This is a genomic window from Collinsella sp. TF09-1AT, from assembly GCF_003436895.1.
Lineage (GTDB): Bacteria > Actinomycetota > Coriobacteriia > Coriobacteriales > Coriobacteriaceae > Collinsella.
Window position 1 is genome coordinate 137,775 of the sequence record NZ_QSRC01000002.1, and the last position, 21,658, is coordinate 159,432.

Genomic DNA, 21,658 nt, shown 5'->3' on the forward strand with positions numbered 1-21,658 from the left:
GATACCTGCGGGATGGGAGCCAAAGATGCTTGATCGCCGTTCGTTACTTGTTGCCGGAGCGTCCTCGCTGGCGAGCATTATGTTGCCGCGCGTGCCGGGAAGCGCAAACGCCTTCATATTGCCGTTCGCCCCCGCCGAGGCATACGCCGACGAAGATGATCCCTTCAAGGTCTTGGTGCTCTCGCGCACCATGTTTGGTGTGGTCGTGGTCGACGTCGCCAACAAGAATACGCCCATCCCGGGTGCCCAGGTCACGCTCATATCGCGCTATGCCGCAGGCAAGCAGCTCACCGCCACGACCGATGACGAAGGCACGGCCATCTTTGAGGTCGCCCCTCTTTCAGAAGGCTACGTGGACGAGGCAACGCTTCTCGACGCGTACGACTTTAACGGCGGCATCTCCATTAGCATGGCAGGCTACCGCGATGTCGAGATTCCCCTTGCGCGTATCCAGGGCGGCACCGCTATTACCGCACCCACACGTCCGCTCTCCGATGGCGAGCCGTACTTTCGACAGCTCACGTTCGACGAATGGGACATCCAGTACGCCGACGCCACGTTTATGGCAATGCCAGCGGACGAAGCAGCAAACGACCAGCCCGACACGCACGCTTTTACCGTGCAGGCTCATCTGCCGCAGGGCGGGCAGGCAACGTTGCATATCAATAAAGTGATGCCCGCTGCGGGCAGCTCAACCGAAACCGTCACGCAGATCGGCCAGATCAAGGCCAGCGCATCGGGCGCGGATAATCTGGCGACGTTCACGCTCGAAGACACGTTCCTCGATGCAGCTTCGGGCCTTCTGGAGGAAGGGTGCAAGCTGCGCTTTATGCTCGACTACCAGGGCAAAACCTACACGCTCTCATCCCCTATGGCCGTTGTCACCGCGCCGGCCGCAAAGGCGGAATCGGGCTCGACCACCATCATTCCCACCACCATGGACCAAGAGATCACTCCGTTTGATTTCCCCGCGGCGTTTCCCGGTATCGGCGGCAATAAGTTCACGTGTTGGATGCCCACATTTCCCATTCTGTTCGATTTCTCGTTTGCTGGATACGTGCTGTTTGGCGGAGGGTACAAACCAGCTAGCTATATGAATGATTCGGGCAACCCTGATCCGGAATACTGGAAGAAATCGCCGCGCGAGTCGGGCGCCAAGCAGGCAAACCGCTACCTCGACGAGATGGAGGGGAAGTGGAATCAGTACAAGAGGATGAGTGCCGGTTCGGGCACCGATCCAAGAAACACCAAGCTCCTTCGCCACCATTGCACGCCGCTGTTCACGATGGATATCGCCACACAGCTGTACGGCTCGCTCGCCTACGATTGGGCGGGCAAAACCTGGGGTAACAACAACGACCCCGCATACGGCAATATTAAGGCCCTCTTCCAGGTAAGAACCGACCTCAATTGGACCGAGCAGTTTACCCTAGGACCGGTGCCGTTTTTCCTAAACGTCAACCCCTGGGTGTTGGCGAAGCTGGCGCTCGCCGTGGGTGCCCACACGCACGGCAGCGGCGCGGCGTTTTTTAAAAACATTTCGCTCGACTATTCAAACACGTCGGGCTCGTTTACCATCCAGATCGGGCTTGCCGTCACCTTTGGCGCCGGCGTTGCAGGCGTCGCTTCGTCTGCCGTGCGTGGCGCCGCGTCCCTCACACTGTTCATTGGATACGAGAAGGCGGACGGTCACCAGCTTCCGCGGCTGCGCGTGGGTGCAGACGTCGATGTCGATGTGATACTCCAGTTCGTAATGTTCAAGTGGACCACCAAGGCTTGGTCGGGGTCGTGGCCCACACTCCTCGATTCGTGGAATATGTCGGTGAGCAACGGCGACCAGTATGTACTCCAGCGCTCTGAGCTTGCATTGGGTGGGGATACGCCTTATACGCTGGATGCCTGCTTCGGCTCGGCCGGCAACGCCGAGGCGGGCGGCGTGCCGCAATTTATCGCATCGGCCACCATCGTCACCAACGCCGAGCTGCTCGCACGCGCCGAGGTTAATGCCACTGCCGCAAACGTTGCGCCTGTCGTGCGCGATTGGGATCAAGCGGTCACGCGCATTGAGCTCGTGGCGGATGCAGAAAGCGACGACACGGGACAGGTTGAGCATTTCGTCCACGCACTGATGGGAAACGACGAAAACGCCGCACCGATGTATGAGTACACCTATATCGGGCAGGCGACGAACGCCGTTGCGGACCCCAACGCCAATTCTGCCGGCGTGTCGGAGGACGAGCGTGGCGGCATAAAACCCTCGAGCGACAACGTGCTGTTTTCCGGCGTGCTCAGCGAAGCCCACATGAAGCTAACGATGATTGCCGGCGTGGAGTGCCTATTCCGTATCGCCTCGGTGCGCTACGGCGAGAATGGTCGTTCGCGCCTGGTGGTGCATACAAAGACGAACGGCACGTGGTCCGCTCCCACGCCCGTGGACTTCCCCCTTGGGTTTGGCGAGGGCGACGTGGAGCGCGACGGCATATTCGATTACGACTTCGACGTGGTGGAATATACAGACGGGAGGGGAAACCAGGACGCCTACGTGCTGCTGGTCTCGGGCGAGCGCCCCGACGGCGACAACACTTTTTTCGATACGGCAAGCACAGCCGGCATACTGTCCGTTGTGCGCCTGCGCATAAGCAACGACGGAGTTCGCGTGATATCGCACACGTCGTGGCGCAGCATCTCGCGCGGCCGCCTTCAGGAGGATGGCTATCATTGCCTGCAGTGCCCGCGTATCACGGTGGGCAAGACGCTGGTCGACGGACGTCTGTCGGGCGCCTACCTCCACCGCCGCGGAGCCACCGCAGAGAAGGCGCTCGGCAGCGAGGCCGAGGTTGCGCTGGAATGCTTTACCCTGTGGTCGGACGTTTCGAGCGACAGCCTGACGTTCCGCCAGATTCTCCGCTTTCCGCAAGCGCCATCGAGCATCGAGCTGGGCGTACCCGAGAATATCAACGGCAAAATGGTGGTGCCCGTTGCATACGAAACTGCAAACGGTTGTGGCTGCGCATCGTATGCCGTGATCGGCCAGTCCATCGCGGGTTGGGGCGTTATGCCACCAGATGCCACAGTACCCCACGCGGTGCCGTGGCCACAACATTCGGGCTTTTTGGCTACCGTCAACGAGCAACTGCAGCATATTACTTGGACGCGAGGAGCATCGGCATTTGCAACGCAGCCCGTGGGTGCCGCAGGCTGTGGCCCGGCATCGTTTAGCGTAAGCGACAACGGCAGGTGCGTGCTCTATGTAGAGAATACCGATGGCAAGGTGGGACAAACCTACGACGAAGAAGGCAACCCGGTAGCAGTGATGGGCAAGCACTTCCGCATCTTCGCCAGCACCTTGGCAGGCGATCTGTTCACGGAGCCGTTCGTGATGTGCGAGCTGGACCATCCCGTCGATCAGATAACGACATTTTTGACGTCGGGAGGCATGCTCTCCGCGCTCGCCACGCACATTGTGAGCGCGGAGAAGAGCGAGGCAAAGCTGCACGGCATCGAAGTGCCCTTGGTGGCGTGTGCCACTCCGACGGGCGCGGTCGCTACCTCGGGCGCGGTGGTGCCCGGAGCAGCAGGCGAATCCTTTTTGGTCACGGTGCGAAACGACGGCAACACCTTGCTGACCGCCGGCACGATCGATCTGTACCGAGAGGGCTCCAGCCAGCCGTTCTCCAGCGCATCCATCGGATTCGGAGCGAACGCACGCATGGCTTCGATCTACGATCCAGAGCTTGCCGAGGACGCTTCGGCCAACGATATGGCACGCGTGAAATACGCACTCGAGACGCTGGGCGCACGTTTTGCAACGCACCCGCTGGTTGCCGACAATGGAAACGCCGTGCTGGCACCGGGCTGCACGGCACAATTCCGCATGAGCTTTGCCATCCCGGAGAGCTGGGGCGACGAGGTGGGCAAACGCGTCACGCTGTATGCGAAGGCGCGTGACCTGGTGGCGCTCGATCCCGTAACGCTCGAGGAAATCCGACCCGGCGCAAACTCGGCACTGGGCGCCGTACTGCACGAGCTTCATGTGCCCGACGCGGCATGCGAACGCTCAGAAGTGCAGGTCGGCGTATGCGGCAGCGCGGATACGACAGGACTTCACGACGCCCCGATGACAGCAGACGGCGATGGTGGCTCGAGTGGCGGCGGCGCTGACGAGGGCGGCGGATCCGACGGAAGCAGCTCCGGCAGTGGCAAGGACCACGGCAATAACAAGCGTTCCGGAAAAGCGGGCGTGCTTGCGGGCACGAGCGATGTCAACGCTCCCCTCATGGCAGCCGCTGCAGCACTCGCCGCGGCAGGCGCCGGCCTCGTCGCCTACAGTGCCCGCCGCACGGCGCTCGAGATCGACACCGCCAATGAGGCCAATTCGGATAGGCCTCGCTAGCTCCTAGTTACTTTTGTGAGAGGCGCCGACTCGGCTCATCGAACATCAAATGGGCTGGTTCTGAATACCCAGAGCCAGCCCATTACGCATTAGATGTCGTCAGAGGAGTCGAGTTCTACCTCGAGCTTGGCACGGCGTCTTTTCGCCGTGAAAAACGTTGCGCACAGGGCAGCAAACGTGGCCGCGAAAATCGTCGCACCGCAGAACACGCCCGTGGCCAGGTTCGCCAACCAAAAGACGCTTTCGAGCGGTACGATCTGCGCCTCAGCGACACAGCGCATTGCGGCAATAACAAGCGCGAACGCGGCGCCGCTAAGACCGCTGACAAGCAGGAAATATCCAACAGGAAGATGCTCGGTTTGCCCAAAACGATTGGTATCGACATAGCCCTTCCGCGTTTGCAGCCCTGCGCAAATCAACATCACGAGAACGAGCCAAAAATACATGGCTGCCTCGAATGGCGTTGCAAAGCCATGCGACATTTCACTGGCGTCGCTGTGAACCCACGCAACCTGTCGAGCTATAAACTGGTAGAAAAAGATCATCAACATGCCAAACGAAAGCAGCACGAAACCAATCTTGTAGATCTTCGCGTTCTCAGCCTCCAGGCGTTCATCCTTTGGGCCGGCATATTCACGCCACTTTTGCACGATTTTCAGATCTTCATATTTCATAGTGAACTCCTAAAGAGTATTAGGGTCGGCGTCGGTTTCGTCTTCCCAAAACAAGTCGTTCAACGTAACGCGCAGCGCCTTACAGATTGCCACGCACAAATTGAGCGTGGGGTTGTAGCCGCCCGCCTCGATAAGGCCGATGGTTTGGCGCGCAACGCCCACGGCTTGGGCTAAGTCAGCTTGCGAAAGGCCAGCCGCCGCGCGTGCCGCCTTCATGCGTAGGTTCTTTTTGCCCGGCATGGAGTTCCTTTCGTAAATGTGGACAGATATCCGTTGCAACATGACAGAAATATATTGCATCCTTCACAAGATGTCAACTATATCTGTCATTATGGAAACCATGTCCGCCATCGCCATGTGGACATAACAATTTCGATTCGCTATTCAAACTTACTCGGACAAAACCGACTCGGTTTTGTCCGAGTAAACGCGAGCGTAAACTATCACTGTCCGCTATTCGACATCCGGCCCCTCCCCCATCAGCCATCGGGCGATGTCGACCACCTTAATCCCCTCATAATCAACAGCCTCGTGCTTTGTTCGCGCAATGACCATTTTGGGATACGCATCACGTATCGCAAGCAGGGGTGCCACTTCGCGTTCAAAAGTCTCCTGACGCGAAATGTCATCGCTAACTTGGATATACACTCGCTCATCGCGACGAATTGCCACGAAGTCGATTTCCTTCTTATAAAGCACCCCGACATAGATTTCCCAACCGCGTCTTAGGAGCTCTATGGCGACCATATTTTCATATACGTGCCCGAAGTCGAGCTTTTTAGTGCCCAGTTTTGCGTATCTGATTGCATGATCCGATAAATAGTATTTATCACCCGAAGTGAGGTACTTTTTACCGCCTACGTCATAGCGGCGCACTCGATAGAACGCAAAGGCCTGGCATAAATATCCGAGGTACTGGGCGAGCGTTGCCACGGAAACGCGTGTTCCGGCAGCATCCAGCGCAGCCACAATCCCGCTAACAGAAGATATGTTACCGATATTGACCATTAGGAAATCGCATGCACGTTCTAGCTGCACCTTGTTACGAACCCCATGCTTTTCTTCCACATCACGCAAAACCAAGACATCTAGCACGTTCGCAATATATCGATAGCGAGCTCGCTCGCTAGGATACAAATATGAGCCAGGCATTCCGCCCTCTCTCAAATATCGGTCAAGCGCTTCGTCCGGGTTATGAATTTCGTGATATGTCGAAAACTCCAGCAAGGAAAACGGAAATACTTCAACCTCATATGTCCGCCCGCGAAAAAGCGTCGCCAAATCACTCGAAAGCAAGAAAGCGTTGGAGCCAGTAACGTAGATATCGTATTTTCCCGATGCATGAAGGCTATTGACCACTTTTTCGAACCCAACGCAGGTTTGCACCTCATCGATCATCACAATGTTATCGAGGCCCTCGCAATAGCCTTCCTCAACGTAGCGATGCAATGCTCGATAATCCGTTAGTTCCTCGAATTCGAGGAGATTGAAATTGATGCGGATAATATTGGCATCGGGGTCGGCCTCACGAAAGCGATCAGCAAGAGCTTCCAGTAGAACAGATTTGCCGCACCTACGAATGCCGGTAATAACCTTGATGTCCGGCGTTCCCTTAGCGCCAAGAAGCGCTTCCATATATTGAGGACGTTCGATAATCTTCATATCTTCACCGTTCTATTAAATAAAAGCTCTCTTGATTCGTTTTCGTTTAATATATGTCTTATTCTACTAAATGAAATCAAATAACTCTTGATTTCATTCAGCTATTTCTCCCAATAAAGTAACATCAATCAATATACCACGAACGATTGTTCGATGGATTTCGTGTTGGGTGGAATCGTCTGTGGGCTGGGCTATGCTACTTTGACTATCTATATGACTTAAACGCAGCAAAGGAACACCGAGAGAGCGAGTATGGCAAAAAACACCGCAAACTATGGTAACGACAGTATCCGCCAGCTCAAGGACGAGGAGCGCGTACGCCTGCGCCCCGCCGTCATCTTTGGCTCGGACGGACTCGACGGTTGTGCGCATGCCGCCTTCGAGATCCTGTCCAACGCCGTTGACGAGGCGCGCCAGGGCTACGGCAAGCTCATCACCCTCACCGCTTTTCGCGATGGCTCTATTCAGGTAGAGGACAACGGCCGTGGCTGCCCGCTCGACTGGAACCCCTCCGAGAAGCGCTTTAACTGGGAGCTCGTCTTTTGCGAGCTCTACGCCGGCGGCAAGTACAACAACAACCAGGGCGGCGACTACGACTTCTCGCTCGGCACCAACGGCCTGGGCTCGTGCGCGACCCAGTACGCCTCCGAGTACATGGACGTCACCGTCTGGCGCGACGGCAACAAGTACTCCCTGCACTTTAAGAAGGGCAAGGTTGTCGGCGCCAAGAAGAAGGCACTCGAGATTGAGCCCAGCGACGAGAACCGCACCGGCACCACTATCAAGTGGCGCCCCGATCTTGAGGTCTTTACCTCGATCAGCATTCCCCACGACTGGTATCGCGAGACCATGCGCCGTCAGGCCGTGGTCAACGCCAACGTGACCTTCCGCCTGCGCATTGAGGGTGACGATGGCGAGTTTTCCGAAGAGGATTTTTGCTATCCCAAGGGCATCGAGGACTACGTGCTCGAGAAGGTCGGTACCGACTACCTTACCGAGCCCTTCTTTATTGAGGCCGATCGTCGCGGTCGCGATCGCGAGGACCTGCCCGATTACAACGTAAAAATCACTGCTTGCATGTGCTTCTCGCGTACTTTCATGATGCAGGAGTACTACCACAACTCATCATGGCTCGAGAACGGCGGCTCGCCCGAGAAGGCCGCGCGCAGTGCTCTGACCAGCGCCATCGATGCCTACATTAAGGGCCAAGGCAAGTACAACAAAAACGAGAGCGGCATTAAGTGGCAAGACGTTCAGGACTGTCTGGTACTGGTGACCAACTGCTTCTCCACTCAGACGTCCTACGAAAACCAGACCAAGAAGGCCATCAATAACCGCTTTATCCAGCAGGCCATGACGGCATTCTTTAAGGAGCGCCTCTCGACCTACTTGATCGAGAACAAAGACGCCGCCAACAAGATCATGGAGCAGGTACTCATCAACAAGCGCTCGCGCGAGAACGCCGAGAAGACGCGTCAGAGCATTAAGACCAATCTGCAGCAGAAGACCGACATGGCCAACCGCGTGCAGAAGTTCATCGACTGCCGTTCCAAGGACAAGAACCGTCGCGAGATCTACATCGTAGAGGGCGACTCGGCAGCAGGCGCCATCCGCACGTCGCGCGATGCCGAGTTCCAGGGCGTTATGCCCGTCCGAGGCAAGATCCTCAACTGCCTGAAGGAGGATTATCCGCGCATCTTTAAGTCCGACATCATCATGGACCTCATGCGCGTGCTGGGCTGCGGCGTGGAGATCAAGGACAAGCGCATCAAGAACCTTGGTGCCTTCGACTTGGACAACCTCAACTGGAACAAGGTCATCATCTGTACGGATGCCGACGTCGACGGTTATCACATCCGCACACTCGTGCTCACCATGCTCTACCGCCTGGTGCCCACGCTTATCGACGAGGGGTACGTGTATATCGCCGAGTCGCCGCTCTACGAGATCAACTGCAAAGAGAAAACCTACTTTGCCTACACCGAACTCGAGAAAAACGGCATCCTCAAAGAGATTGGCGGCCAGAAGTGTTCCATCAACCGCTCCAAGGGTCTTGGTGAAAACGATCCGGACATGATGTGGCTCACCACCATGAACCCCGAAACGCGCCGCCTGATCAAGGTGGAGTCCGAGGACGTCACCAAGATGGAAACCATGTTCAACCTGTTGCTGGGCAACGACGAGGCGGGCCGTAAGCGCCATATCTCCGAGCACGGCAAGGAATACCTGGACCAGCTAGATCTGCAGTAGCAGCAAATCAATAACGACGGCCCATAAGAAGTTCAAGAGGAAATCGTGGCAAAGAAGAAGACGAAGAACCAGCCAAAGAAAAAGCAGGTCAACGCCGAGAACGTCATCGGCCTGCACTCCGAGGTCACCGACCAGCCGATCACGCAGACGCTCGAGGTCAACTACATGCCCTACGCCATGAGCGTTAACGTGTCGCGTGCGTTCCCCGAGATCGATGGCTTTAAGCCCTCGCACCGCAAGCTACTCTACACCATGTACAAGATGGGCCTGCTCAAGGGCGAGCGCCAGAAGAGCGCCAACATCGTGGGCCAGACCATGAAGCTCAACCCGCACGGCGACGGCGCGATCTACGAGACGATGGTGCGCCTGGCCACCGGCAACGAAGCGCTTCTTGCCCCCTTCGTGGAGTCAAAGGGCAACTTTGGCAAGTACTATTCGGGCGACCTGAGCTACGCCGCCTCGCGTTATACCGAGGCCAAACTCGCGCCCATCAGCGCCGAGATCTTCAAGGACATCGACAAGGACCCGGTCGACTTTGTTGACAGCTACGACGGTGCCATGAAGGAGCCGCGCCTGCTGCCCACCACGTTCCCCAACATCCTCGTCTCGGCCAATAAGGGCATCGGCGTCGCCATGGCATCCGACATCTGCGGCTTCAACCTCAACGAGGTCTGCACTGCCACGATGCACTACCTCAAGGATCCCGACTGCGACCTGCTCGAGTACATGCCCATGCCCGACTTCTCGACCGGCGGCGAGATCATCTACCGCCGCGAGGAGATGGAGAAGATCGTCGAGACCGGCCTTGGCAGCTTCCAGATTCGCTCCCGCTGGCGCTGGATTCCCGAAGAGCGCATCATCGAGGTCTACGAGATTCCCTACACCACCAAGACCGATGTCATCATCGAGCGCATCGTCAAGCTCTCCAAAGAGGGCAAAGTCAAAGAGATCGCCGACATCCGCGACGAGACCGACCTTTCGGGCCTGCGCATCGCAATCGACCTTAAGCGCGGTGTCGACCCCGATAAGCTCATGGCCAAGCTCTACCGCTCAACCACGCTGCAGGACTCGTTCTCATGCAACTTCAACGTGCTGGTCGACGGCTACCCCCGCGTTATGGGCGTGCGCCAGATCCTGCACGAGTGGGTCGCATGGCGCATTCAGTCCACGCGTCGCCGCATTAACTTTGACCTGGGCAAAAAGTCCGAGCGCCTGCACCTGCTGCACGGCCTCGAGGCGATCCTGCTCGACATCGACAAGGCCATCGCCATCATTCGCGGCACCAAGCTTGAGGCCGAGGTCGTGCCCAACCTTATGAAGGGTTTCGACATCGACGAGACCCAGGCCGAGTTTGTTGCCGAGCTTAAGCTCCGCAACATCAACGAGGAGTACATCCTCAACCGCACCAAGGACATCGCAAAACTCGAGGGCGAGATTACCGAGCTCGAGGAGATCCTCTCCAGCGAGGAGAACATCAAGAAGGTCATCAGCGACGAGCTGGCCGCGGTCAACAAGAAGTACGTGATGCCGCGCCGCACGGGCAGGATCGAGCCCCATGAGGTTATCGAAGTAAGCTTGGAGCCCGAGGTCGAGGAGTACCCGGTCACTATCATGCTCTCGCGCGATGGCTACCTTAAGAAGATGACGGACCGCGTGCTCAAGAAGGCGACCACACTCAAGTACAAGGACGGCGACAAACCCTTTATCGAGTTCCCGTCCTCCAACACTCACGAGCTGCTGGTCTTTACCAACAAGAGCCAGGTATACAAGTGCAAGGTTGCGGCGTTTGAGGATACCAAGTCGGCCCAGCTGGGCTCATACCTGCCGACCGACCTCGAAATGGAACCCGACGAGAGCGTGCTCTGGGTCATCGACCCCGAGGATTACAAAGCCGACGTACTGTTTGTCTTTGAGAACGGCCGTGTGGTGCGCGTCGCACTTGCCGGATACGTCACCAAGACCAACCGCAAGCGCCTTAAGAACGCCATCTACGGCGGCAGTAAGCTGCTGTATGCGCAGGTACTCAAGGAAGATCGCGACATCGCGCTGGTCTCGAGCGACTATCGTTTGATGAACTTCAACACGTCGCTGCTTAAGACCAAGACGACCACCAACACGCAGGGCGTCCAGGCTTTCACGGCCAAGAAGGGCCGCTCGGTCACCACCGTCGGCACGACCGAAGAGATTCTTGGTGCCGGTGTCTCGGCCGAAAAGTTCACTGCGCAGAGCCTCCCCTCTGCCGGTGCCCTCATGAAGGAAAACGACATGCCGAGCCTGTTTGACTAAAACAACGGCAGAACCGCCATAAGCTCTTAAAACGGTGGGGCCCGGAACGCAGCAACATCGCGCTCCGGGCCCCGCTCGTTGCAACGTATATCATATGCCCCACACGGGAATCGCTTGGACATCCTTGGTAATAAGGTATGGATCCGGGGTTTGGCAGACAACGTGTCCAAACCCAATTTCATAGCCGGTCAGACCCTCGAGACAGGAAAAATTCTTCACCGCATCTTTGCCCACCGTGGCCGACATCTTCACCTCGACGGGATGGAGAATATGGCCCTCTTGGATGAGCAAATCAATTTCGCGCTTCTTTTGGTCTCGATAGAACCATACGTCGCGAAGGCTCTTCCCCGTGTTCATAAAGCTCTTCAAAATTTCCGAGACAACGAACGTCTCAAATATATGCCCCGCCGCGGCCCCATTGCGCAATTGCTCCGGCGTTATCCACCTCGTTAGATGACAAACAAGACCTGTATCCATAAAGAATATCTTAGGGGTCTTGGTCAGACGCTTATCGACATTAGGCCAAAAGGGCTCGACAATCCGAACGATGTTCGACGCCTGCAAAACCGAGAGCCAAGCCTTCACCGTCTTACGGTCAACGTCAACGGTGTTTCCAATATCGGTGGCATTTAACAGTTGCCCCGTTCTCGCTGCGCACGCGACCATAAAGCTGTAGAACTTCGCCTCATCCTTTACGTTTACAAGATCGCGAACATCGCGTTCGAGATATGCGGCAACGTAGTCGGAATAATAGGAGTCCCAATCGATAGTTGGGTCTTGCAGTTCGGGCATCGAACCCCTATGGATGATGTTCCAAATATTTCCCGAAGACATCTTAGAGGCCAAGGAAACCTTTTTGGGGATATACGGACGAGGGCCCTGGGGACCACCAACGAGTTCGCGCAAGCTTAAAGAGGGCATCTCCAGAATTCTAATCCTCCCCGCCAAGGATTCGCTCACCCCTTTCATAAGGTGATATGTCTGGGATCCCGTGAGGACGATTCGGCCCTTCTCCTCTGATTGATCGACAACCCACTTCACCGGAGAAAAAAGCTCAGGCACTCGCTGAATCTCATCAATGATGATCGGCAGATCATGAGACTCGAAAAACAGGGCGGCGTCCTCTTTTGCAAGAAGATAATCCCGCGGGTTCTCCATCGAAACATAGTCGAATCGGTCGCCTAGATGTTGCTTGAGAACCGTCGTCTTCCCAACTTGGCGCGCTCCGGTCACCAAGACAACTTTTCCCTGTCCCAGCATCGAATCTATCGTCTGTTCAATTTCGCGCTCGATGTACATACAATCGCCTCCCGTTATGGAGTCTATTATCTCGTACAAACGTTAATTGGTCAAAATCGGGAGCGCTACTCCCGATTTTCACTCACAGTCTTCTGCCCGATTCTGGCCCCAGCAGGGTCTCAGAAATTGCCAAGCGTATGGGCGTCGCCAGCAACTATGCAAGTCAATACAAACGCCGCCTCCTCGAGGACGGCGTTATCGGGGAACGTGGACGTGGCCTCGTCGGCTTCGACATCCCCGCGTTCAAGGAGTTCCTGAGCGAGAAGGCCTCCTAGCGCGCCAAGATTGTCCGCAAGGACTTCAACGCATGGCAATCAGCATTCCTCTTGGTAAGGACAGCAAGCATTTCCACTAGTGTTGATTGCCATGCGCTCTTCGAGCCCTTAGGCGAGCTTGCGAGCGAGCTCTCGCACCTTTTCCAGCTTGGGCGAGGAGGCCATGCTGTCGCGCTCGGTCATGCCGCTAATGGTGACAATGCCCTGGTCCTCCCACTTGCAGTACGCGCAGGCTGACTTGTACATAGCGATAGCCGCATCATAGACGCCCTCGCTGTGGCTATCGAGCAAAAGGGCCGTCTTGGTGAACGGGAAGCCCGTAGCACCGAAGGCGTACAGGCGGTCGATGACAGCCTTCTCCTGCGCAGTGATATCAAACCAGTAGATAGGCGAAGCGAAGACAACCATGTCGGTGTCTTTCAGCGACTCGATCACGTTGGCCATGTCATCCTTCTGCACGCAGACGCCCTCATGGGCGAAGCAGTATTGGCATCCCAAGCAGCCGGCGATCTTCTTGCTGGCAACGCGGACGACCTCGACCGCATTGTCGCCCTCACGCGCGGTCTCGGCAAACGCCTCAACCATGGTGTCGGTATTGGCGCCCTTGCGCGGGCTGCCGCTCAATACAACGATTTTCATAGGATTCCCTCTCCTTCATGCCGCAGGCGCGCAGCATGTTTTCTTGTAACCAAAACGAATGGAGCTATTCAGTCGTCTGTAGACCGCATCTCTCGTTCGTGCCCTCCAAAGAAGGTGCAAGCAGAAGCATCACGGGCATTGATCAGCGCCGATATGGATCACGACATGAAACCGTAAGGGTTGGCCAGAGGTTGCTAGATTCAATAACTCTCAGCAATGGAGCGAATGACGACTTCGGCGATATAATCCGTGTCATCTTGATTGTTCCTGCGCGGAAGGTACAGCTCATGTCCAAGCTCAACATCGACCAGCGATCGATTCGCGATCTTCTCACCGATAAGCGATCAGACTTCCTCATCCCCGACTACCAGAGGCCCTACGCCTGGGGCGAGGATGAATGCGCAACGCTGTGGGATGACCTGTTCTCGTTCGCTTTTCCAGGCGATGACTACGAGCGTTTCGACAGCGAAAACGACGAATACTTTCTAGGGCCCATCGTCACCTTTAAGAACCTCTCTGGCCAACTTGAGATCATTGACGGCCAGCAGCGCCTCACCACCATCATGCTGCTGCTCCGCGCGTTCTACGACAAGTTCACCAACATGAAGGATAAGCAGTCTGTGAAGATGCGCGAGGCAATCGCCCGTTGTGTATGGAAAACCGACGAGTTCGACGAGCCCGACATGGAGCGCCTCAAGATCGACTCCGAGGTTGCATCGGACAACGACAAGAATGAATTCCTCGAGATTTTACGAGAGGGCAACGTAGGCGATGGCTGGAAGAGCGCTTATGCCCGCAACTTCGCTTTCTTCCAGAGGAAAATTGAACAACTGGTGAGCGAGTGGCCCACCTACACCGTCTACATGGCCACACGCGTCATCAACAATGTGATACTGTTACCCATTGAAGCGGAGTCGCAGGACACCGCGCTACGCATCTTCTCGACTCTAAACGACCGAGGGCTGCCTCTCTCGGATGCCGACATCTTCAAAAGCCAGTTCTACAAGCATTATTCCGACACGGGGCGCAAGGACGAGTTCATCCGTCGCTGGAAGGCGCTCGAGGAGGGAGCGAACGCTATCTTCCGGCCCATGCGCGGTACACCAACCGATGAGCTATTTACGCGCTATATGTACTACCGCCGCGCGAAGAAAGGCATCCGCGACACGACCACCGCATCGTTGCGCGACTTCTTCGGTGCCGATGGCTACGCCATGCTCAAGGAGGACGCCACGCTCGACGATCTCGAGGCGCTGCTCGGCTTCTGGAAACGCGTCGACGCGCAGGAAGGGTTCAGCGAGCGCGTGCTCCGCAGGCTCTTCGTGCTGAACTACGCCCCCAACGGCATGTGGACCTATCTGCTAAGCGTCTGGTTCCTTGCCAACCGCGACAGCAAAAGTGTCCTCGATGACGAGGCACTCTACGGCTTTCTAAACAAGATCACGGCATTCGTTCTCGCCTACGCCATTGAGCGTCCCGGCGTAAATGCGCTGCGTTCGCCAGTGTATCCCGAGATGATCAACATCGTGGAGCACCGCCCGGTGGAGTTTCCCAACCACCACTTCAATCGCGCAAATATTGCTGAGCGATTCCGAACCTACGTGTTCACCAACGGCAGGCCTGTAACGAAGTCCATGCTCACTTGGTGGGCGTACGCAGACCCAGATCAACCACTCATGGACCTAGACACTACGCTCGAAATTGAGCACATCTATGCCAAGAAGCGCAACGAGGTAGACCCGCTCGTCGACCAATCCAACCTGGAGGCGCTGGGCAACAAGGCGCTGCTCGAGAAGCGTGTAAACATCCGCGCGGCCGACTACAGATTCTGCGATAAACGCAAGTACTATGAGGGATACACCGACGGCAATGGCAAGCGCAAAGCCGGAACAAAGATCGCGGAACTCAAGCGCCTGACACAAGTCATGGGAGACTTCACCGAAATAGACATCGCGACTCGCACGGCTCAGATCATCGATGCCTTCGTGGACTACCTGGGCGACAACGGACTTTTGAGCTAAGGAGCGAACATGTTCGAAAGACTAACCAAGCACGCTGGCAAGCTGGAGGACAGAAACATGAATGTCGAGCTTGGGGGCGGGACGCTCGGACTCGAGGATTTCGTCGACGATTTCTATGAACTGGACGGGTTCGCGGACACCAGCTACTTCGAGACGCTTGAACGCCATGGCATCGACACCTCGGAAGGCATAGACAGCTGCGACATCGACCATGGGGACATTGACCTGATACGTGCATGCATCACGTGGTGCGTTCGTGGCGACCGCTTCTGCGACGGACTCCTTGCCGCGCAAGCCAGGAGCGGGTTTCTGGACCGCTGCCTCTTCCGGCTGAAGGAGCTCGACGAGGGCTGAACGGCGGCCACGAAGACGTCTGGCGCTGCGACAGCACAGCGATGCGACAATGCCATGCCGTCGCACTCCGTCATGCCACCAAATCAAAAGCGGAACCATCGCTCAATCTTGAGATGCATTGACCAAAGGCTCACGTTTCTACCGAGAAGTCGAGAGCGCGGGGCACACTGTGGCGCTTTATCCTCAGCTCATAGCTGCACTGCTTACTTAAAATGAACCCGTGGTCAAGATGAACTACGAGAATCATAGCGGGCGGATACCGCCCGTATGCCCCCTTCGGAATAGGCGGGCTCGCCGGCGTTCACGGCACGGTAGATGGTGGAGAAGCTCACGACGCAGCGCCCGCCGCGCTCGAGGCGGGACCTGCCGTCTATCTGCTCGGGCGACCGGCGGTCGTCGACGATGCGCCTGCGCACCTCGGCCGCGAGGGCCGGGTCGGAGAGCCTCTTGCGGGGCCTGCAGGCCTTGCGGCGGGCGTCGGAGCGCGACTGGGCGGCGATGGCCCCGTAGCGCCCGTTCCGGCCGTTCCTGGCGATCTCCCTGCTCACCGTGGACTTGTTCCTGCCTATCGCAGCGGCGATAGCCGAGACCCCCTCATGCCTCGCGTGCATCTCCGCTATCCTGTCGCGCTCCTCGGCGCTAAGATGCCTGTAGCGGCGCATGTCCCCTCGCTCCGACGTTGACCTAGACAGCCAACATCGTAGCCCCCGGGAGTGCGCCACGCTCGTGAGCAGGCCCCATGCCGTTGCACTCAGAATGCTAATCCGCCGCCCTAAAAAACGCCTCGAAACCCCTTCTGAGATTTCGAGGCGCAGAACGCGCGATGCTTTTTTCCTTTTAAAGACAATAGCCTACCAAATGCCAAGCAGATGCTGCATGCCCAGGCTCACCAGAGCGATGCCGATCCAGCAGCACAGACCCATAAAGATGGGTTTGCCGCCCGTCTTAACCAGCTTGACTATATTGGTGTTGAAACCAATCGCCGCCATAGCCATAACAATGAAGAACTTGGAGAGCTCCTTTATGGGCGCGGTCACGCCCGCAGGTAGCGCGAAGACCGTGGTGATCACGCTGGCAAGCACAAAGAAGAGGATAAAGAAGGGGAAGATCTTCTTGATATCGAACGTGCCCGCAGCTTCGCCGCCCTCGCCGTTCGCGGCGGCGCGCTTGGCCTTGTGAACCTGCCAAAATGCCAGCGCCAGCGTGATGGGGATGATGGCGAGCGTGCGGGTGAGCTTCACAATGGTCGCCTCGTCCAACGTATTGGCGCCAGGGTGTATGCCGTCCCACGCGGCAGCGGCGGCGGTTACGGACGAGGTGTCGTTGACGGCGGTGCCGGCAAACAGGCCAAAGCCCTCGTTTGAAAGGCCAAGCATGCCGCCAAGAGCCGGGAAAATAAGCGCGGCGATGATGTTGAACAAGAAGATGACGCTGATGGCCTGCGCGATCTCCTCATCGTCCGCATCGATAACCGGAGCGGTCGCCGCGATTGCCGAGCCGCCGCAGATTGACGACCCCACGCCCACCAGAGTGGAAATCTTGGTGGGGATCTTGAGGGCGCGATGCAGGGCGAAAGAAATCACCAGCGACGTGGTGATAGTCGCCACGATAATGGGCAGCGAACGGGCGCCCACGCGCGCGATCTGGGAAAGGTTGAGGCCAAAGCCCAACAGGATAACCGCGTACTGCAAGATCTTCTTAGAGGTGAACTTGATACCGGGCGCAAACGGCAACGCCGCGTCGTCCTTAATAAACAGCGCCAGCACCATACCGATGAGGATGGCGAAGACCGGCCCGCCGATCACGTCGAAGCGCTTGCCCAAAAACCATGCCGGCAGAGCGATAAGCAGGCATAGCGCCACGCCCCTCCAGCTATCTTGAACCTTGTCCCACGTTCTTTCCGCCATATCTTCTTCCTCTCTATACGCGCCGTCCCTGCATGCGCGGAACCGCTCCGCCGCCTACGACATAAACCCAAATCTCTCTCGGCAAACAGCCAAGATTGAATGCATAGCGATAGTACTACCTTGGCTTATAATTCTTTTCACCCTATTGGTTATCACTCTATAAGTATTTGTTATATATGGACGATGTTATAGATGATTCTTGAGCATAGGAGTCAACGTGCTGGATTACCGCACCCATACGTTCTTGACGGTCTGCAGGCTGGGCAGCTTCACGCAGGCGGCAGCGGAGCTCCATATCACCCAGCCCGCCGTATCGCAGCATATCCGGCAGCTCGAGGCGCATTACGGGTGCGCCCTCTTCCACAAGGGCGGCCGGCGCGGCGAGCTCACGCAAGCGGGGGCGATGCTGTTTCGAGCGCTCGAAACAATGGAGAACGATGAGACGAGGCTCAAGGCGCAAGCGAAAGCCCTAACGCTGGAGCAGCCCGCCAAGGCTCCCCTGCGTTTTGGCTGCACGCGCACCATCTGCGACTATTGGATTCCCCGCGTACTCGCCCGCCATATGGCAAAACATCCCGACGAGATGGTGCAGATGAGCGTTGGCAACACGCAGGAGCTTGTGGAAGGCCTGGAGGCCGGTACTATTGATTTCGCCTTGGTAGAAGGATCCTTTAACAGGGCCCTCTTCGACTCCGCCCCGGTATCGCGCGAGCGCTATGTAGCTGTTGGGAGCGCAGATGAGTTCGACGCGTCCTATAAGCCGGTATCCATGGCCAGCCTACTCGACCGCAGGCTCATCCTACGCGAAGCGGGGTCGGGCACGCGCGAGATCCTAGAGAAGCACCTCGCCGCGCGCGACCTCGATCTTGACGACTTCGCAGGCACGTTCGAGGTCGCCAGCATCCCCGCCATCAAGCTGTGCGTCCGGGCGGGGACTGGCATTACGTTTTTGTACCGCGCAGCGGTTGAGCGCGAGCTCGATCAGGGCGAGCTGCGCGACATCACCCCAAGCGACTTCTTTGTCGAGCACGACTTTCGCCTGATCTGGCAACGTGGCAGCCTCGCTGCGCGCCGCTACCAGGAAATCGCCCGCTCCTGGAGGCGATAAAGCCCGCAGTGCCCGCGCACGTACACGGGCAGAAGCCCGGCTCCGCGCCAAAAACGGCCTCCGATGGCGCCTAAAAACCAAAATCGACCTCCAGTGGCAAAAACCAACGCCAAAACAGGCCTCCGATGACACTTTTACCATTGCCATCGGAGGTCGATTTTGGCAAGCTGCAGGTAGAGACGTCGCTCATTTTTATGGCAAGCGCTCGTATTTGCCACCGAAGGCCAAAAATGGGCTCTTCGACGTTTCTAGTGGGTAGCGCATGTCAGCTTCTTCTGGGCCGTGAAGTCCAGGCGGCCCAGCCGGAGGAAGATTATCGTCCTGAAATAGGCGATGCTCCTGAAGCCCCTTGCAGCGCTGCGGACCGACTGGACGACGGGGTTCAGCCCTTCCAGGAACGAGTTTGTGGAGCCCCTCTTCCACCAGTTCAGGATGCCCTCCCGCTCCTTCCTGAGCATCCTCGCCACGGTCTTCATCTCCCTGACATTGGAGTGCATCTGGCCTCCACGCCGCCTCCGAGGCCGCGAGCGCCCATGGGGGTTCCGTCTCGCTCGCCAACAGCCCCTCGGGCGGCGCGGTGGCCACCATCGCGGTCCCCCTGTGCGGGGCCTGACGACTCAGGCCCTCACACCGGCGTGTCTCGCAATCAAACGCTTCCCGGATAATAATGCCCGTTGCAGGGCTCGCCCTGGCTAGTCGCCGCCCATGTGCATGAGCATGTCAGCAATGCGAGTCGCCATCTCGTCCGCCGCTGCACGGATGTTGGCGACCCAGGACGCAAGGCCGGTCTGATCGGATGCCTCCGCTTCAAGCACGTCGTAGTTCGCGGTCACCGCCATGAGCGGGGTGACGAGGTCGTGCGAGGCGGTGCAAACGAACGCGCGCTCCCGCGCCTCGGCCTCCGCCACCGGTCGCAGGGCACGTCCCGCTGCCGCCCACGCCACGGCGAGCGCCCAAAAGCCGAAGCGATCGGCGTCACTCGCTTCGCTAAATCAACTTTATGGGATGACGGATCACGGTCTTGAGCTTCTCCGGCGCGCACTTGCGCGGGTCGGAGAGGTAAATCTCGTGATGCAGACAGGCTTAGGAGAAGTCGGGGGCGTAGCCCCGTTCCGCTGCAAATGTGCGCATGGCGTCTATGGTCGCCGGTTCGTCGTTGTAAGGCCCGGTATGCATGCGCTGAATGCAAAGACCCTCGTCGACCCTCAGCAGCTCGACCGACGAGAAGTCCAGCTTCTTCTTGGCAGCGGCTTCCGAGACGGCCCAGTCGAAGTCCTCGCGAGTGACGAAATCGGGCAGGCGGATGCATGAGATGAGGTTGAAGTCGTCCTTCCGCGCGTAATCGATCCCGCCATCGGTGTGGTCTTGCCACCAGAAGCCCTCGAGCGGAGGCACGACGAAGTCGAAATAGCCTTCGATCTCTCGCGGGCCGTTTTTCGACATCTTGATGGTATAGGCGACGCCATAGGGCATCGGCAACGCGTTCTGCTACGCGCCGCCTTCGGCATTGGGATCGCCCTTGCCCCGCACGGCAACGTAGCTCATAGACGGAACGATCAGAAAGCTCGGCTTGTCAGGCGGTTTGCCCGCGATGTTGTAGCGCACCGTAGACGCTGATGGAGATGGCTGCGCGCAGGCACGAGTGCGCCGCCGCACCTCATGGCCTGTTTCTCGGGTATTTGGGGCGCGCGGCGTTCAAAAATGTGAAGCGGTTCCGCATGGCTCGGGATTGAGCCGAGGTGCCCTACTTCTCGCCCTCCAGCAGGCCCACGATGCGGTCGATGTCGACGGCGAAGCGGGGCCTTCCTTCGCGCTCGTAGCGGTCGAGGTACGCCTGGCACTCGGAGACAATGCGCTTGGTGTTGCCGTCGATGATGCGCTGGAGCGTCTCGTAGTAGGCCGAGCCCTCGGTCCTGAAGCGACGCTGGTAGGACTTGGTTATGGGGAACATCTTGATGTAGTGGATGCCGTGGCGGCAGCCGGGGCGCGTCGTGGGGCGGGGTGGCAACGCAAAGTACTGGTCTTTGGGCACGTTGGGGGCGATGTTGGAACGCAGCGGCACGGCGAAGTCCCTGCGCTTCCCGCGGAAACGCAGCCTCACCACCACGATGCAGGGGAGATTGTGCTTAAGCATGAGCTCGCGGTCGCCCTCGACGAGGTCGAAGAAGTCCTGGGAGATGGATACGATCTTCATCGGTTACGCCCCCTTCATACGAAGCGGGGCCCGCATCGCTGCAGGCCCCTACAGGTGGGCGATATTCTACGCCTTGCGGCACCCCGTCGCCCACGGAGGTTAAACGTACACGTAAGCCGTACTCTGAAAGCCGCGGCTTCCGGCAAGTAGTTTATACCACGAAAGGTCGCTTTCAATGCGCATAGCTCGCAAAACAACACTCGCTGGGCCGCCACCCCTGGCAGTTACCCACCAATCTTCATTGGAGTCAGCAGGTCAATTCATATAGTTATGGGGGTGCATCCTAAAGGAAATCCAATTTATACCCCCATAACTAAGGTATTTTCTATTCCCACTCGATGGCTTCGGTTCTGTCGTCCCGTCATTCCAGTTGCACCCAGTTTTCGGCATCGACACGGAACGCGTGCCGCCGAATGACGCGATGTCGCGTTTCGTCGGCTTCGTGGACAAAAGTTGGGACAACCTCAAAACTTTTTTTCAAACTCAGGGCATTGAGTTTTTGTTTTTGTCCCAAAGGAGCTTCCGGCCGTGATTCGGGTGCCCGATTGGGCGGAATCGCCCGTTTCTGAAACTCAACCGCAGCATCACGCGCAAGC

16 protein-coding genes and 1 pseudogene are annotated in these 21,658 nt (G+C 57.6%); 6 read left to right on the top strand and 11 right to left on the bottom strand.

The window, feature by feature from the left end; translation table 11 throughout:
• Positions 1-25: 25 nt before the first annotated feature.
• Positions 26-4,393, top strand: a complete 4,368-nt coding sequence (locus tag DXC90_RS02315) for a hypothetical protein (protein ID WP_117734596.1) — start codon at positions 26-28, stop codon at positions 4,391-4,393.
• Positions 4,394-4,482: 89 nt separating this feature from the next.
• Here DXC90_RS02315 and DXC90_RS02320 read toward each other — a convergent pair whose 3' ends face one another.
• The 3 genes from DXC90_RS02320 to DXC90_RS02330 all read right to left on the bottom strand — a co-directional run bounded on the left by DXC90_RS02320 (position 4,483) and on the right by DXC90_RS02330 (position 6,729).
• Positions 4,483-5,067, bottom strand: a complete 585-nt coding sequence (locus tag DXC90_RS02320; protein ID WP_117734597.1) for a hypothetical protein — start codon at positions 5,065-5,067, stop codon at positions 4,483-4,485.
• Between the two features lie 9 nt (positions 5,068-5,076).
• The gene (locus DXC90_RS02325; protein ID WP_117734598.1) at positions 5,077-5,307 is read right to left on the bottom strand and encodes a helix-turn-helix transcriptional regulator; all 231 of its coding nucleotides are present in this window, start codon (positions 5,305-5,307) and stop codon (positions 5,077-5,079) included.
• A gap of 213 nt (positions 5,308-5,520) precedes the next feature.
• Complete coding sequence (locus tag DXC90_RS02330) at positions 5,521-6,729, bottom strand: ATP-binding protein (RefSeq protein WP_117734599.1); 1,209 nt, start codon at positions 6,727-6,729, stop codon at positions 5,521-5,523.
• Between the two features lie 252 nt (positions 6,730-6,981).
• Here DXC90_RS02330 and DXC90_RS02335 point away from each other — a divergent pair, with 252 nt between their 5' ends.
• Both DXC90_RS02335 and DXC90_RS02340 read left to right on the top strand, forming a co-directional pair.
• The gene (locus tag DXC90_RS02335) at positions 6,982-8,979 is read left to right on the top strand and encodes a type IIA DNA topoisomerase subunit B (protein ID WP_117734600.1); all 1,998 of its coding nucleotides are present in this window, start codon (positions 6,982-6,984) and stop codon (positions 8,977-8,979) included.
• A 45-nt stretch (positions 8,980-9,024) separates the two neighbouring features.
• Positions 9,025-11,265: a DNA gyrase subunit A gene (locus tag DXC90_RS02340; protein ID WP_117734601.1), complete on the top strand. Its 2,241-nt coding sequence runs from the start codon at positions 9,025-9,027 to the stop codon at positions 11,263-11,265.
• Between the two features lie 90 nt (positions 11,266-11,355).
• Here DXC90_RS02340 and DXC90_RS02345 read toward each other — a convergent pair whose 3' ends face one another.
• Positions 11,356-12,564: an ATP-binding protein gene (locus DXC90_RS02345; protein WP_117734602.1), complete on the bottom strand. Its 1,209-nt coding sequence runs from the start codon at positions 12,562-12,564 to the stop codon at positions 11,356-11,358.
• Between the two features lie 383 nt (positions 12,565-12,947).
• Positions 12,948-13,478, bottom strand: coding sequence for a flavodoxin family protein (locus DXC90_RS02355; RefSeq protein ID WP_117734603.1), 531 nt, complete (start codon positions 13,476-13,478; stop codon positions 12,948-12,950).
• Positions 13,479-13,765: 287 nt separating this feature from the next.
• Between DXC90_RS02355 and DXC90_RS02360 the strand changes: the two genes are divergently transcribed.
• Both DXC90_RS02360 and DXC90_RS02365 read left to right on the top strand, forming a co-directional pair.
• Positions 13,766-15,499 (top strand): DUF262 domain-containing protein, encoded by a 1,734-nt coding sequence (locus tag DXC90_RS02360; protein ID WP_117734604.1) that lies wholly within the window; start codon positions 13,766-13,768, stop codon positions 15,497-15,499.
• Between the two features lie 9 nt (positions 15,500-15,508).
• A complete protein-coding gene (locus DXC90_RS02365) occupies positions 15,509-15,853 on the top strand; it encodes a DUF6508 domain-containing protein (RefSeq protein ID WP_117734605.1) in 345 nt (114 codons plus the stop codon).
• A 224-nt stretch (positions 15,854-16,077) separates the two neighbouring features.
• Here the strand turns inward: DXC90_RS02365 and DXC90_RS02370 are convergent, their stop codons facing one another.
• The gene (locus DXC90_RS02370; protein WP_117734606.1) at positions 16,078-16,515 is read right to left on the bottom strand and encodes a helix-turn-helix domain-containing protein; all 438 of its coding nucleotides are present in this window, start codon (positions 16,513-16,515) and stop codon (positions 16,078-16,080) included.
• A 189-nt stretch (positions 16,516-16,704) separates the two neighbouring features.
• Positions 16,705-17,760, bottom strand: coding sequence for a YeiH family protein (locus tag DXC90_RS02375; RefSeq protein WP_117734607.1), 1,056 nt, complete (start codon positions 17,758-17,760; stop codon positions 16,705-16,707).
• Between the two features lie 217 nt (positions 17,761-17,977).
• On the opposite strand from DXC90_RS02375, the gene DXC90_RS02380 reads away from it, so the two are divergent.
• Complete coding sequence (locus DXC90_RS02380; protein ID WP_117734608.1) at positions 17,978-18,868, top strand: LysR family transcriptional regulator; 891 nt, start codon at positions 17,978-17,980, stop codon at positions 18,866-18,868.
• 248 nt (positions 18,869-19,116) lie between these two features.
• Here the strand turns inward: DXC90_RS02380 and DXC90_RS02385 are convergent, their stop codons facing one another.
• The 4 genes and pseudogenes from DXC90_RS02385 to DXC90_RS02400 all read right to left on the bottom strand — a co-directional run bounded on the left by DXC90_RS02385 (position 19,117) and on the right by DXC90_RS02400 (position 21,062).
• Entirely contained in the window at positions 19,117-19,365 is a 249-nt protein-coding gene (locus DXC90_RS02385; RefSeq protein WP_117734609.1) for a transposase, read from the bottom strand.
• A gap of 195 nt (positions 19,366-19,560) precedes the next feature.
• Positions 19,561-19,776, bottom strand: a complete 216-nt coding sequence (locus tag DXC90_RS02390) for a histidine kinase dimerization/phospho-acceptor domain-containing protein (protein WP_006720091.1) — start codon at positions 19,774-19,776, stop codon at positions 19,561-19,563.
• Between the two features lie 79 nt (positions 19,777-19,855).
• Positions 19,856-20,473: pseudogene (locus DXC90_RS02395) on the bottom strand (GyrI-like domain-containing protein).
• Positions 20,474-20,612: 139 nt separating this feature from the next.
• Positions 20,613-21,062 (bottom strand): hypothetical protein, encoded by a 450-nt coding sequence (locus tag DXC90_RS02400; protein WP_117734610.1) that lies wholly within the window; start codon positions 21,060-21,062, stop codon positions 20,613-20,615.
• Positions 21,063-21,658: the final 596 nt, after the last annotated feature.